This is a genomic window from Jatrophihabitans sp., from assembly GCF_051960575.1.
Classification (GTDB): Bacteria; Actinomycetota; Actinomycetes; order Mycobacteriales; family Jatrophihabitantaceae; genus JBQCEE01.
This window is the reverse complement of the sequence record NZ_JBQCEE010000168.1, coordinates 1-13,842: the sequence shown is the minus strand read 5'-3', so window position 1 is coordinate 13,842 and position 13,842 is coordinate 1. Positions and strand designations below refer to the sequence as shown.

Genomic DNA, 13,842 nt, shown 5'->3' with positions numbered 1-13,842 from the left:
TGCGGTGGTGGCAAGCGCCGCGAACGATGACGGCCCGGGACGCGCGGGCGCGTCCCGGGCCAGCGGGTCGATCTGCCGTCGGGGCGGCCGTGGTGCGGCCGCCCCCGGCGGGGGTGTTACGGCGTGGTCGGCACCGTGATCGAGCCGGCGATGATCTTCTGCTTGTACTCGTCGATCTTCGCCTTGTACGGGTCGATCTTCGGGTTCGACGTCGAGTAGCCGACGCCGTTGTCCTTCAGCGTGAACCGCGTCGAGCCGGCCTTGAACTGGCCCTTCGAGTCGGCCTCGATGAAGTTGTAGACCGCGGTGTCGACGCCCTTGAGCGCCGAGGTGAGGATGAGCGGCTTCTGGTCGGCCGCGGCGGTCTGGTACTGGTCGGAGTCGACACCGATCGCCAGCTTGTTCTTCTCGACGGCGGCCTGGAACAGGCCGCTGCCCGAGCCACCCGCGGCGTGGTAGACCACGTCGGCGCCGTTGTCGTACTGGCCCTCGGCGATGACCTTGGCCTTGGCCGGGTCGTTGAAGCCGGTGAAGTCGGGCGCCTGGCTGATGTAGGCGACGTCGACCTTGATGGTCGGGTCGACCGCCTTCGCGCCGGCGTCGTAGCCGGCCTGGAACTTCTGGATCAGCGGGGTCTGGACGCCACCGATGAACCCGATGTGGTGGGTCTTGCTGGCCAGCGCCGCCGCGACGCCGACGAGGTAGCTGCTCTCGTTCTCGGCGAAGACGAGGCCCTCGACGTTCGGCAGCTTGCTCGAGTCGTCGTCGACGATCGCGAAGTGCACCTTCGGGAACTTCGGCGCCACCTTGGCCAGGCCCGCCGCGTAGGCGAAGCCGACCGCGATGATCGGGTTGTAGCCGGACGTCGCGAGCAGGGTCAGGCGGTCGGCCTTGGCCTGGTCGTTCTCGCCGGCGACGGCCGAGAGCTCTTTGGTCTGGATCTTCAGGTCCTGGCTGGCCTTCTGCAGGCCCGCCGCGGCCAGGTCGTTGAACGACTTGTCACCACGGCCGCCGACGTCGTAGGCCAGACCGACCTTGAGCGTCTTGGAGCCGCTGCCACCACTGTTGTTGTTGCCGCTCTTGCCGCTGCTGCTGCAGGCGGTGAGCGCCAGTGCCCCCGCCGCGACGACGGCCGCGAACCGCGCCTTCCGCGATACCCGCAACCCTGCTCCCCTCATCGAGCCGAGACCGCTTCCGGCGGCCCCGGCGTCCGTATGGCGGGCAGCCTAGCCGTGGGCTGTGCGTCGGCGGTCGCGCGACGCCGTTTCGTTGCCGAGCCGCGACCGTCGGGCTCGCGGCGAGCCGGGCGGAATGTGATTTCTCAGGCTTCCGAACCCGTGCACGGGGTGTGCCGATGGGCCGCGGATTAGCATTTTGAGCAACAGCACGGAAACACCTGTCACCACGGGTGTGCCCTGCTCCCGCCGCCACCGGCCTCTCGCCGGGGCCCCGATCCTGGAGGGAACTCAGGTGTCGACAGCCGCACCGAGCCGCCCCGAAGCCGACGCCACGCCCGCCGACCTCGCCGAGCCGCAGCGCACCCGTCTCAGTGGGTCGCTGTACCGCGGCCGTGAGGGCATGTGGTCGTGGGTGGCCCACCGCATCACGGGCGTCCTGACCTTCTTCTTCCTCTTCACGCACGTCCTCGACACCGCGCTGGTGCGGGTCTCACCGGAGTCGTACGACAAGGTCATCGACACCTACAAGAACCCGGTCGTCAACCTGATGGAGATCGGGCTGGTCGGCGCGGTGCTGTTCCACGCGCTGAACGGCCTGCGGATCATCGCGGTCGACTTCTGGTGGAAGGGCACGCGCTACCAGCGGCAGATGCTCTGGGCGATCCTGGCGATCTGGGTCGTCGTGATGGTGCCGGGCGCGTTCTTCATGTTCAAGCACTCGTTCGAAGTGCTGTTCGGGAGCAAGTGACATGACCATGCACAGTTCGATCCCGCCGGTCATCGAGGCGCCGCGCAGCGCGCCGAACCGCCCCCGCCGCGGACGCACCAACACCGAGCTCTACGCCTGGCTGTTCATGCGGGTCTCGGGCGTCGTGCTCGTCGTGCTCGTGCTCGGGCACCTGTTCATCATGAACGTCCTCGACGGCGGCGTGCAGCGCATCAACTGGGGCTTCGTCGCCGGCCGCTGGGCCTCGCCGTTCTGGCAGGTCTGGGACCTGCTGATGCTCTGGCTGGCGATGCTGCACGGCACCAACGGCCTGCGCACCGTCATCAACGACTACACCCGCCGCGACGGCACCCGCCTGGCGCTCAAGACGGTGCTCTACACGGCGACGACGATCACGATCCTGCTCGGCACGTTGGTGATCTTCACCTTCGACCCGACGCTGCACTCGTGATCCCTGAACAGACAGGACGAAGCTGAGATGGCCGTTCACCACCACCAGTACGACGTCGTCATCGTCGGGGCCGGGGGCGCGGGCATGCGGGCCGCGCTCGAGTCGAGCAGCCGCGTGCGCACCGCCGTCCTGACCAAGCTCTACCCCACGCGGTCGCACACCGGCGCGGCGCAGGGCGGCATGTGTGCCGCGCTGGCCAACGTCGAGGAGGACAACTGGGAGTGGCACACCTTCGACACCGTCAAGGGCGGCGACTACCTCGTCGACCAGGACGCCGCCGAGGTGATGTGCAAGGAGGCCATCGACGCGGTCATCGACCTCGAGAAGATGGGCCTGCCGTTCAACCGCACGCCCGAGGGCAAGATCGACCAGCGCCGCTTCGGCGGGCACACCCGCAACCACGGCGAGGCAGCGGTGCGCCGCTCGTGCTTCGCGGCCGACCGCACCGGCCACATGATCCTGCAGACGCTGTACCAGAACTGCGTCAAGCAGGGCGTCGAGTTCTTCAACGAGTTCTACGTCCTCGACCTGATCATGGACGGCGAGCGGGCCGCGGGTGCCGTGGCCTACGAGCTGGCGACGGGCGACATCCACGTCTTCGGCGCGAAAGCGGTCGTGCTTGCGACCGGCGGCTTCGGCAAGGTCTTCAAGACCACCTCGAACGCGCACACGCTCACCGGCGACGGCATGGGCATCGTGTGGCGCAAGGGCCTGCCGCTCGAGGACATGGAGTTCTTCCAGTTCCACCCGACGGGCCTCGCCGGCCTGGGCATCCTGCTCTCGGAGGCCGCGCGCGGTGAGGGCGGCATCCTGCGCAACGGCTCGGGCGAGCGGTTCATGGAGCGCTACGCGCCCACGATCAAGGACCTCGCCCCGCGTGACATCGTCGCCCGCTCGATGGCGAACGAGGTGCGCGAGGGACGCGGCGCGGGCCCCGAGAAGGACTACGTGCTGCTCGACCTCACGCACCTGCCGCGTGAGCAGATCGACGCCAAGCTGCCCGACATCACCGAGTTCGCGCGCACCTACCTCGGCGTCGAGCCGTACACCGAGCCGGTGCCGGTCTACCCGACCGCGCACTACGCGATGGGCGGCGTCCCGACCAACATCCAGGCCGAGGTGCTGCGCGACAACGTGCACGTCGTGCCGGGCCTGTACGCCGCGGGCGAGGTCGCCTGCGTGTCCGTCCACGGTTCGAACCGGTTGGGCACCAACTCGCTGCTCGACATCAACGTCTTCGGACGCCGCGCCGGCATCGCCGCCGCCGAGTACGCCTCTCGCGTCGAGGCCCCGGTCGTGCCGACCGGGTCGGAGGAGACCGTCGTCGGCATGGTCGAGCAGCTGCTCTCGGCGAACGGCGGCGAGCGCGTGCACTCGATCCGCCGCGCGCTGCAGGAGACGATGGACCGCAACGCGCAGGTCTACCGCACCGAGGAGTCGCTGAAGCAGGCCGAGGAGGACATCGCCCAGCTCAAAGCCCGGTACGCGAACATCGCGATCACCGACAAGGGCAAGCGCTTCAACAGCGACCTGCTCGAGGCCATCGAGCTCGGCTTCCTGCTCGAACTGGCCGAGGTGCTCGTGATCAGCGCCCGCGCCCGCAACGAGTCGCGCGGCGGGCACTTCCGCGAGGACTACCCCAACCGCGACGACGTCAACTTCATGCGCCACACGATGGCCTACCGCGGCGAGGACGGCTCGATCCGGCTCGACTACAAGCCGGTCGTCCAGACCCGCTACCAGCCCATGGAACGGAAGTACTGACCGTGACTGCTGTTGCTGACCGGCCGGTCGCCGACGCGGCCGCCACCGACCCGAACCTGGTGCGCCGCACCATCACGGTGAAGATCCGGCGGTTCAACCCCGAGGTCGACACCGAGCCGCACTGGGAGAAGTACGAGGTCTCAGCGCTGCCGACCGACCGCGTGCTCAACCTGCTGCACACCATCAAGTGGGAGCAGGACGGGTCGCTGACCTTCCGCCGCTCGTGCGCCCACGGCGTCTGCGGCTCGGACGCGATGCGCATCAACGGCGTCAACCGCCTGGCGTGCAAGGTGCTCGTGCGCGACATGCCCGACGAGATCATGATCGAGCCCATCAAGGGCCTGCCGCTCATGAAGGACCTCGTCGTCGACATGGAGCCGTTCTTCGAGGCCTACCGGTCGATCAAGCCGTTCCTCATCACCTACGGCAACCAGCCGACGCGGGAGTGGAAGCAGTCGCAGAAGGACCGCGAGCGCTTCGACGACACCACCAAGTGCATCCTCTGCGCGGCGTGCACCACGTCGTGCCCGGTGTACTGGACCGACGGCTCGTACTTCGGGCCGGCCGCGATCGTCAACGCGCACCGCTTCATCTTCGACAGCCGTGACCAGGGTGCCGACGAGCGGCTCGAGATCCTCAACGACCGTGAAGGCGTCTGGCGCTGCCGCACGACCTTCAACTGCACCGAGGCGTGCCCCCGCGGCATCGAGATCACCAAGGCCATCGCCGAGGTCAAGCGGGCGCTGCTCTTCCGCCGCGTCTGACCCGCCCTGCCTCCACGGCCCCGTTCGGCTCCTGCCGGGCGGGGCCGTCGGCGTTCCCGGCGGGTCGACGCGCTCGTCCCTCGTCCGAATCTGTGCAAGCCTCACCGGGCGGAATATCGGCGGGCGGCGCACCGCTGCTGCTCCTGTCGGTCCACGCCCGTCGCATCGCTGTCGCGTGTGGGTCGGCGTCGCATCCCGCCCGCCAGCAGAAGGACTCCGGACCAGTGAGTGCTCCTCGCCAGCTCGACCTGCCCGCCGACGCCCGCGCCGCGCGCTTCCGCACGCCCGGCCTCGTGCTCGCCGTCGTGTGCGTCGCCCAGTTCATGGTCGTGCTCGACATCAGCATCGTGAATGTCGCGCTGCCGGACATGCAGCGCGAGCTGCACATGTCGCAGAACGCGCTCGGCTGGGTGCTGAACGCCTACACGCTCACCTTCGCCGGGTTCCTGTTGCTGGGCGGCCGCGCGGCCGACCTGTGGGGACGCCGCCGGCTGTTCCTGATCGGTGTCGCGCTGTTCTCGCTCACGTCGCTGCTCGGCGGCCTCGCCCAGACGGGCGGCGAACTCATCGGCGCCCGCGGGCTGCAGGGGCTGGGCGGCGCGGTGCTGTCGCCGGCCACCCTGACGATCCTCACCACGACCTTCACCGACCCGAAGGCGCGCACCCGGGCGCTCGGCCTGTGGAGCGCCGTCGCGGGCGCGGGCGGGGCCACGGGCGTGATCGCCGGTGGCGTCCTCACCGATCTGTTGTCGTGGCGCTGGATCCTGTTCATCAACGTCCCGATCGGCCTCGCCGTGCTCGCGGCCGCCCGCCTGACGATCGTCGAGTCGCGCGGTGAGGGTGAGCGCCCGACGCTCGACTGGGGTGGCGCCCTCACCATCACCGCCGGCCTCGTCGCGCTCGTCTACGGCATCGTCGAGACCGACACGCACGCCTGGACGTCGGGCTTCACGCTCGGCTTCCTGGCCGTCGGCGTGGTGCTGCTCGCCGCCTTCCTCGCGATCGAGTCGAGGCACCCGCACCCGCTGGTGCCGCTGCGCCTGTTCGGCTCGCGCGCCCTCACCGGCGCCAACCTGATCATGGTCGGGATCGGGTCGGTGATGTTCACGCTGTTATTCTTACTGTCGCAGTACCTGCAGGACGTGCACGGCTACAGCCCGCTGCGCACCGGCTTCGCGTTCCTGCCGATGCCGATCGCGCTGATCATCGGCACCCAGCTGTCGTCGCGGCTCGTTGCGCGGCTCGGGGTGCGCACGCTGCTCACGATCGGCCCGCTGGTCTCGGCCACCGGCCTGTTGCTGCTCTCGCGGCTGGATGCGACATCGGGCTACCTGCATCTCGGTCTGCCAGGTGCGCTGACGACCTTCGGTGTCGGCATCTGCTTCGTGCCGATCACCCTCGCGGCCACCAACGGCGTCGACCGCCGCGACGCGGGCCTGGCGTCCGGCGTCATCAACACGACGCGGCAGATCGGGGGCTCGCTCGGGCTGGCCGCGCTGCTCACCGTCGCGACCGACCGCGCGCACGCGCTCGCGTCGTCCGGCGCGGCCGTCGCGCAGACCGGTGGCTACACCCGGGCGTTCGTGGTCTCGGTGTTCGTGCTGGTCGCCGCCGCTGTGGTGGCGGCGCTCGTGCTGCCACGCCCGCCGCGCGCGGAGGCCGAGCCGGTGCTGGGCACGGCGCCGATGGCCGAGCCGCTCGCCGTCACCGACTGACCAGTTCCCCTGCCGGGATGGCGGCCGGCGCGCGCCGGGCGGCCAGCAGGGCGCGGATGCCGAGCACGCCGATCACCGTGCCGAGCGCCAGCGAGACGACCGTGAGCACGAGGTGCACGCCGAAGAACGCGGTCATGCCGTGGTTCCACGACCGCTTGTCCTTCCAGATGTTGCACAGGAAGGTCGGCCAGATCACCCACGACCACACGCCGAAGACGACGAAGAACCAGCCGAGCCGGCGCGTGATGGTCATGCGTCCAGTATCGGTCCGGACGCTGTGTGCATCGCGTCCGCGCTCAGCGTCCCGCCCCGCCACCGACCTCGCTTTGCGCCGTCAACTGACGGCTCAACCGCCTCGACCCGCCAGAGGCGGCGCAAAGCCGGCCGAGCAGCGCGGGTTTGCGCCGTCAACTGACGGTTCTGCCGCCTCGACCCGTCAGCACGCGGCGCAAAGGCGGCTGGGCCGGGCGTGACGTCACGGTGAGGTGAACGTCCGAGCGTCGAGCCGTCCGGACGCGTCCCCTCGCTTAGCCTGCGACGGTGCACCACCGCCCACACCTCCGCGCCTGGGCCCGGGCAGCGGCCGCCGCCGCTGCCGCCGCATCGCTGCTCACGGCCTCGCCCGCGCTCGCAGCGCCGTCGCCGAGCTACACCTATCCCCCGATTGCGCCGAGGCCGACGGCGGACGCCAACTCCCCCGAGGCGCCCGACCCGCACCCGCCGGCGGGCGGTCTCGGCCCGGACGACCGCATCGTCGGCGGCGACCGCCTCGCCCGGCGCGGGGTGATCACGCCGGCGGGCGCGCCGCGGCTGCCCGGCGGGCTCACCGCGCAGGCCTGGATGCTCGTCGACCTCGACCGGGGCACCGTGCTCGCCGCCCGCGACCCGCACGGCCGCTACCAGCCGGCGAGCATCCTGAAGCTGCTCACGTGCGACACCGTGCTGCCGAAGCTCCCCGGCGACATGCAGGTGGTCGCGTCCAGGACGGCGGCCGAGACCGAGGGCTCGCACGCCGGGCTCGTCGCCAAGGGCCACTACACCGTCGACGACCTGTTCCGCGGGCTGTTGCTGGTGTCGGGCAACGACACCGCCGTCGCGCTCGCCGAGGCCGCGGGCGGGGTACCGCAGACCGTCGCCGCGATGAACCGCGAGGCCCTCGCGCTCGGTGCCTACGACACCTACGTCGAGACGCCGTCCGGCCTCGACGGGTGGAAGCAGCTCACCAGCGCCTACGACATGGCGCTGTTCCTGCGCGCCGCGCTGCAGCAGCCGCGCTTCGTCGCCTACGACCGCACGATCCGGGCGTTCCTGCCGTTCCAGCCCGTGGTCGGCAAGGTCGAGCTGGACAACCAGAACGCCACCTGGCTGCAGACCGTGCCGGGCGCGCTCGTGGCCAAGACCGGCTACACGGACGCCGCGCGGCACACCTACGTCGCCGCCATGCAGCGGGGCGGACGCACCCTCGGCGTCGTGTTCCTGCGCGCCGAGCGCTGGCCGCTCGACCAGTGGCAGCAGGCCGACCGGCTGTTCGACTGGGGGTTCCGGCTGCCCGCGGGCACGCCCGCCGTCGGCCGCCTGGCCGGGCCGGTGCAGCCCGCCGCCACCGTGCGGCAGGCGCCGCAGTCGACGCCGCAGCGAGCGGCCACCCATCCCGCCGCTGCCCGCACGACCGCGTCGTCGGGCCTCTCGACGACGGCGAAGGTGCTCATCGCCGTGGCCGTCTTCGCCGCGATCGTGCTCGTCGCGCTGTGTGTCGGACGCCGCCACGACGCGGCCCACACGACACGCCGGCGCCGGAAGGCGGTGTCCGGGACGGGCGTTGTGTCCGGTGAGGACGATCTTGACCGCACCGAGGTTGTGGGTGCCGAAGCGGGTGCTGATCACCCGTAGCGCCGCCGAGCAACCGTTCGCGTCCCAGCTCATCGGCCGCGCCGAGCGGGCGGGCGTCGAGGACATCCGGCTGCTGCCGAACGACCGGCTCGTGGGGCTGCGGGGTGAGTCCGAGCGCGAGACGTATGCGCTCGCCAAGTCGACGCTGGCCGTCGTCGTCGCGCCGCCGAGCGCGTTGAAGCCGCAGCCGATCCCGCCGAGTGCCGACTGGCGCATCGACCTCGCCAAGGGCTGCCCCGCGCACTGCCAGTACTGCTACCTCGCCGGCTCGCTCGGCGGGCCGCCCGTCACCCGGGTGTACGCCAACCTCGACGACGTGCTCGCCGGCATCCCGTCCCACCTCGGACGCGGCACCGTCACCACCGGCACCGACGAGCGCGGCGGCGAGGGCACGACCTTCGAGCTGTCCTGCTACACCGACCCCCTCGGCCTCGAGCACCTCACCGGCTCGCTCGCCGAGGCGATCACCCGCGCCGGACGCGGCGACTGGGGCCACGACCTGCAGCTGCGCTTCACCACCAAGTTCGACGCCGTCGAGCCGCTGCTCGGGCTGGCGCACGGCGGCCGCACCCGCGTGCGGTGCTCGGTGAACGCCGACACCGTGAGCGACCGCTTCGAGGGCGGCACCGCACGGCTGCCGCGGCGGCTCGACGCGCTGCGCCTCATGGCGCTGGCGGGCTACCCGGTCGGGCTGACGATCGCGCCGATCATGCCCGTGGACGACTGGCGCGCCGCCTACGGCCGCCTGCTCGACGACGTCGCCGCGGCGCTGCACGACGTTCCCGACGTCGACCTCTCGGTCGAGCTCATCACCCACCGCTTCACGCCCAGCAGCAAGCAGACCCTGCTCGACTGGTACCCGCGCACGCGGCTCGAGATGGACGAGGACCTGCGCACGCAGAAGCGCTCGAAGTTCGGCGGGGTCAAGCACGTCTACCCGCGCGAGGTCATGCGCGAGCTTCGCACCTGGTTCGAGGCCGAGATCCCCGCCCGCCTGCCCGGCGCCCGCATCCTCTACTGGACCTGAGACCACCCCGTCGGCCGGCGATCCCGGCGGGTCGCGAGGCGCGAGCGGGTGAGCACCCAGGCCACGGCGGCGCCGACGATCGCGCCGCGGCCGAAGGTTCGGGCGTCGTGGTCGAACACCGGGGGCGCGGACGGCGCGGGCCGGGCACCCTCGTACCGCACCACCTCGTGCGACACCGCGGCCGCCGCCTGCCGCGCCTCGTCGGCGGCGAGCACCGACGTCCAGGCGCAGGCGAACAGCATCGACCGCGCGACCAGCTGGATCCAGACCAGCACCGCCAGCACCGAGGCGAACGGGCCGGACGTCGGGCTGTTCGCGGTGTGCGCGATCGTGTACGACCCGAGCACCTTGAGCGCCTCGAACGCCACGGCCGCGAGCAGCGCACCGCGCAGCTGCACCCGGCGTGACACGTCCACGTCCGGGAGCTCGACGAGCAGCCAGCCGTAGATGACGACGTCGCCGACGAGGGCGATCGCGATGCCGAGCACCTTCACCAGCGCGTGCACGCCCGGCACGCCGCCGAGGTCGAGCCACTGCACGACCTGGTCGGTCACCGACGTGCCGACCACCGTCAGCCCCACCGACACGAGGACCCCGACGCCAAGCCCCGCCAGCACGAGCAGGTCGAACGCCTTCGCCTTGAGGAAGTTCTGCGCCCTCGGCGGCCGCTGCCAGATCGCGTCGATGGCCGAGCGCAGGTTCGCGATCCAACCGAGGCCGGTCAGCAGCACACCGGCGAGACCGACGATGCCGACGCCGGCGCGGGCGTCGATGGCGTCCTTGATCGCCGTCTTCAGCGTGGTGCCGAACGAGCCGGGCACCTGCGCGGTGATGTGGTTCAGCAGCGACTGCAACGCGTGCGGGTGCGACGACAGCACGAAGCCGAGCACCGACACGGCGAGCAGCAGCAGCGGGAACAGCGCCAGGAACGAGAAGTAGGTGATCGCCGCGGCGAACTGGTTGCCGCGGCTGCGGTTCAACAGCCCCCAGGCCTCGGCGAGGTGGCGCACCGACGCGCGGCGCCGATTGAGCCCCGCCCACCGTCCTTTCGCGTCGGCGACGGCTCCCTGGATCTCACGTACGGGCGCTGCCATACCCGATGTCTACCCGTCGGCGGCGCCGCCGAGGGGGAATTCTCGGCGCCAGACCCACGCGCCGTCGGGCTCGCGCACGAACAGCACGAAGGCGGTGACCCCGAACCGGGCCACGAAGGTCGACAGGCCGTCGTAGGCCTCGTCCAGCGCCGCGTCGTCGATGTCGTGCGCGACGGTGACGTGCGGGTGGTACGGGAAGTCGAGGTCGCGCGCCAGCGGTCCTGAGCGGATGTCACGCTCGAGCAGCTCGCAGTCGCTCACGCCGCGCGCGATCTGGATGAAGACGACCGGCGACAGCGGGCGGAACGTGCCGGTGCCCGCCAGGTGCATCGGGAAGGGCGCGCTCTGCTCGGCCGCCTTGGCGAGGTGCTCCTCGATCGCGTCCAGCGCGTCGGTCGGCACCGGTGTCGGCGGCAGCAGCGTGACGTGCGGGAAGACCTGCTCGGCCGCGGGGTCGCCGACCTGCTCGCGCCAGCGCGACAGCACGCTCGCGTGCGGCTGCGGGATGGCGATGGCGACGCCGATGACGGTCTCGCCTGCGCCGGCGGCCAGGTCGGCCGTCATACCGACCGGGACAGCGGCGGCACGAACCCGACCTTCGTGTAGACGTCGGCCACCGTCCGCTCGGCGACCGGACGCGCCCGGTCGGCGCCCGCGGCGAGGATGCGGTCGAGCTCGGCCGGATCGGCCATCAGCTCGGTCACCCGCTTGGCGAACGGCTCGGCGAAGGCGGCGACCGCGTCCGCGACGGCGGTCTTCAGCGCGCCGTAGCCCTGGCCCGCGAAGCCGGCGACGAGCCCGTCGATCGGGTCGCCGGTGACGGCCGACAGGATCGCGAGCAGGTTCGAGACGCCCGGCTTTGTCTTCGGGTCGTAGCGGATCTCGGTCTCAGAGTCGGTCGTCGCCCGCTTGATCTTCTTGACCAGCGCGGACGCCGGGTCGAGCAGGTTCAGCGTGCCGGCGTCGGGCAACGACTTGCTCATCTTCGACGTCGGGTCCTGCAGGTCGAGGATGCGCGCGGCCGACGGCGGCGTGAACGCCTCCGGCACCACGAACGTCTCGCCGTAGCGCCCGTTGAACCGCTGCGCGAGGTTGCGCGTCAGCTCGATGTGCTGGCGCTGGTCGTCCCCCACCGGCACGAGATGCGCCTGGTAGATGAGGATGTCGGCGGCCTGCAGGATCGGGTACGTGAACAGGCCGACGCTGACCCGGTCGAGCGCGCCGCGCGCGGCCTTGTCCTTGAACTGCGTCATGCGGCCGGCCTCGCCGTAGCCGGTGAGGCACTCGAGGACCCAGGTCAGCTGGGTGTGCCCCGCGACGTGCGACTGCAGGAAGATCGCGCTGCGCTCGGGGTCGACGCCGGCGGCGATGAGCTGCGCCGCGGCCTGCCGGCTGCGCTGCGTGAGCGCGGCCGGCTCCGGCGGCTCGAGGGTCAGCGAGTGCAGGTCGGCGAGGAAGTAGAAGACCTCGTGCTCGTCCTGCAGCGCCACCCACTGCTTCACGGCGCCCAGGTAGTTGCCGAGGTGGAAGGACGCCGACGTCGGCTGGATGCCGGACAGGACGCGCTGGGGTGCACTCATGATGCCGCCGATTCTTCCACTGCGTCCGACGCCGATTCCGCGCCCCTCACGCCCCCGCGGCCCCCGGCGGGCCGGAGGGCTGCAGTTGCGGCGACACCTGCCGTTCGATGTGGACGCGGGCGGCCCGGCGTCCGCTCACCGTGCGCACCGTGATCACGTGGCCGTCGACGGTGACGTGGTCGCCGACCTCCGGCAGCCGGCCGAGCACGGCCATCACGTAGCCGCCGAGGGTCGTGTAGGGGCCCTCGGGCAGCTCGAGCCCGCAGACCTCGGCCACCTCGTCCAGGTTCAGCTTGCCGTCGACCTCGACCGCGCCGCCGGCGAGCCGCTCGGCCGGCACGTCGCCCTCGTCGTACTCGTCGCGGATGTCGCCGATGACCTCCTCGATGAGGTCCTCGAGGGTGACGATGCCGTCGGTGCCCCCGTACTCGTCGACGACGACGGCCATGTGGTGGCCCTCGCGCCGCATCTCGGACAGCGCCGCGAGCACCCGCTTCGAGCCGGGCATCGCCTTGATCTCGCGGATCACCGAGTTGACCGTCAGATCGCGGTCGTGCCTGATGTCCGCGGCCAGCAGGTCGCGGATGTGCACGAACCCGAGGACGTCGTCGTGGCCCTTGCCGAACACCGGGTAGCGGCTGTGCGGGATCTCGGCGACGATCTTCGCGGCCCGGCTGACGGTCATGGACGCCTCGAGGAAGACGACGTCCGTGCGCGGCACCATCACCTCGTCGACGGCGCGCTCGCCCGCGGCGAAGACCTCGTCGATGAGCCGCCGCTCGTCCTTGGTCAGCGACTCGTGGGCCGCGACGAGCCCGCGCAGTTCCTCCTCGCTGATGGGCTCGCGTCCGGCGTTCGGGTCACCGCCGAGCAGCCGCACGATGAGGTCGGTCGAGCGCGACAGCAGCCAGATCACCGGACGGAAGAAGCGGGCCAACCGGCTCAGCGGCGGCCCGAACACGAGCGCGGTGCCCTCGGGCCGTTGCAGGGCCAGCCGCTTCGGCGCGAGCTCGCCGAGCACCAGCGTGACGAACGAGATGATCAGCGTGACGCCGATGATGCCGGTCGCGCCGGCGAGCCCGTCGCTCCAGCCGTGGCGGACGAGCGCCTGCTTCGCCTCGTCCGAGAGGGTGACCGCGCCGAACGCACTCGACAGCAGCGCGGTCGAGGTGACACCGATCTGGACCGCGGCGAGGAAGCGGTTCGGGTCTTCCGCAAGCCGCGCGACGACCGCGCCGCGGCGGCCGTTGTCGGCCAGGCCCTTGACCTGCCCCTCGCGCAACGAGACCAGCGCGATCTCGGCGGCGACGAACATGCCCTCGAGCAGGATGAGGACGACGACGACCAGGAGCGGCGTCCAGCTCACGGCGCCGCCATCCCGGTCGTCCTACTTCGGCCCTCCATGGACGCTCAGATGAGCCCGAGCGACTTCACGGCGTCGCGTTCCTCGGCGAGCTCGGCCACGGAGGCGTCGATCCGCTCGCGGGAGAAGGCGTTGATGTCGACGCCCTGGATGATCTCCCACTGGCCGTTCGCGCTCCGGCACGGGAACGAGGAGATCAGGCCCTCCGGGATGCCGTAGGAGCCGTCCGACGGCAGCGAGCACGACGTCCACGCCGTGCCGTTGACCCAGTCGTAGACGTGGTCGATCG

The 13,842-nt window shown here is 71.2% G+C and carries 13 protein-coding genes and 1 pseudogene; 7 read left to right on the top strand and 7 right to left on the bottom strand.

What is annotated here, in order from left to right; translation table 11 throughout:
• Window positions 1–116 precede the first annotated feature (116 nt).
• A complete protein-coding gene (locus ACTHMS_RS09670; protein ID WP_440306449.1) occupies window positions 117–1,163 on the bottom strand; it encodes a BMP family lipoprotein in 1,047 nt (348 codons plus the stop codon).
• A gap of 307 nt (window positions 1,164–1,470) precedes the next feature.
• Between ACTHMS_RS09670 and sdhC the strand changes: the two genes are divergently transcribed.
• The 5 genes from sdhC to ACTHMS_RS09645 all read left to right on the top strand — a co-directional run bounded on the left by sdhC (window position 1,471) and on the right by ACTHMS_RS09645 (window position 6,599).
• Entirely contained in the window at window positions 1,471–1,926 is a 456-nt protein-coding gene (sdhC, locus tag ACTHMS_RS09665; RefSeq protein WP_440306448.1) for a succinate dehydrogenase, cytochrome b556 subunit, read from the top strand.
• A 1-nt stretch (window position 1,927) separates the two neighbouring features.
• Window positions 1,928–2,356, top strand: a complete 429-nt coding sequence (gene sdhD / locus ACTHMS_RS09660; protein ID WP_440306447.1) for a succinate dehydrogenase, hydrophobic membrane anchor protein — start codon at window positions 1,928–1,930, stop codon at window positions 2,354–2,356.
• A gap of 27 nt (window positions 2,357–2,383) precedes the next feature.
• On the top strand, window positions 2,384–4,120 hold the full coding sequence (gene sdhA, locus ACTHMS_RS09655; protein WP_440306446.1) for a succinate dehydrogenase flavoprotein subunit: 1,737 nt from the start codon (window positions 2,384–2,386) through the stop codon (window positions 4,118–4,120).
• A 56-nt stretch (window positions 4,121–4,176) separates the two neighbouring features.
• Entirely contained in the window at window positions 4,177–4,884 is a 708-nt protein-coding gene (locus ACTHMS_RS09650; RefSeq protein ID WP_440306461.1) for a succinate dehydrogenase iron-sulfur subunit, read from the top strand.
• 224 nt (window positions 4,885–5,108) lie between these two features.
• Window positions 5,109–6,599, top strand: a complete 1,491-nt coding sequence (locus ACTHMS_RS09645) for an MFS transporter (RefSeq protein ID WP_440306445.1) — start codon at window positions 5,109–5,111, stop codon at window positions 6,597–6,599.
• Here the strand turns inward: ACTHMS_RS09645 and ACTHMS_RS09640 are convergent.
• On the bottom strand, window positions 6,589–6,852 hold the full coding sequence (locus tag ACTHMS_RS09640; protein WP_440306444.1) for an SCO4848 family membrane protein: 264 nt from the start codon (window positions 6,850–6,852) through the stop codon (window positions 6,589–6,591). The two genes, ACTHMS_RS09645 and ACTHMS_RS09640, sit on opposite strands and share 11 nt — an antisense overlap.
• Window positions 6,853–7,139: 287 nt before the next feature.
• Between ACTHMS_RS09640 and ACTHMS_RS09635 the strand changes: the two genes are divergently transcribed.
• Complete coding sequence (locus tag ACTHMS_RS09635) at window positions 7,140–8,489, top strand: D-alanyl-D-alanine carboxypeptidase family protein (protein ID WP_440306443.1); 1,350 nt, start codon at window positions 7,140–7,142, stop codon at window positions 8,487–8,489.
• A complete protein-coding gene (locus ACTHMS_RS09630) occupies window positions 8,440–9,516 on the top strand; it encodes an SPL family radical SAM protein (RefSeq protein ID WP_440306442.1) in 1,077 nt (358 codons plus the stop codon). The genes ACTHMS_RS09635 and ACTHMS_RS09630 overlap by 50 nt, the downstream gene beginning before the upstream one ends.
• On the opposite strand, the gene ACTHMS_RS09625 is transcribed toward ACTHMS_RS09630, so the two are convergent.
• The 5 genes and pseudogenes from ACTHMS_RS09625 to ACTHMS_RS09605 form a co-directional block, all read right to left on the bottom strand.
• Entirely contained in the window at window positions 9,504–10,610 is a 1,107-nt protein-coding gene (locus ACTHMS_RS09625) for a YhjD/YihY/BrkB family envelope integrity protein (RefSeq protein ID WP_440306441.1), read from the bottom strand. The genes ACTHMS_RS09630 and ACTHMS_RS09625 overlap by 13 nt on opposite strands.
• Window positions 10,611–10,619: 9 nt before the next feature.
• Window positions 10,620–11,174, bottom strand: a complete 555-nt coding sequence (locus ACTHMS_RS09620) for a 2'-5' RNA ligase family protein (RefSeq protein ID WP_440306440.1) — start codon at window positions 11,172–11,174, stop codon at window positions 10,620–10,622.
• Entirely contained in the window at window positions 11,171–12,190 is a 1,020-nt protein-coding gene (gene trpS / locus ACTHMS_RS09615; protein ID WP_440306439.1) for a tryptophan--tRNA ligase, read from the bottom strand. Before trpS ends, ACTHMS_RS09620 begins: the two co-directional genes overlap by 4 nt.
• Before the next feature lie 46 nt (window positions 12,191–12,236).
• A complete protein-coding gene (locus ACTHMS_RS09610) occupies window positions 12,237–13,556 on the bottom strand; it encodes a hemolysin family protein (RefSeq protein WP_440306438.1) in 1,320 nt (439 codons plus the stop codon).
• Window positions 13,557–13,600: 44 nt separating this feature from the next.
• Window positions 13,601–13,842: pseudogene (locus ACTHMS_RS09605) on the bottom strand (malate dehydrogenase); the annotation flags it as partial.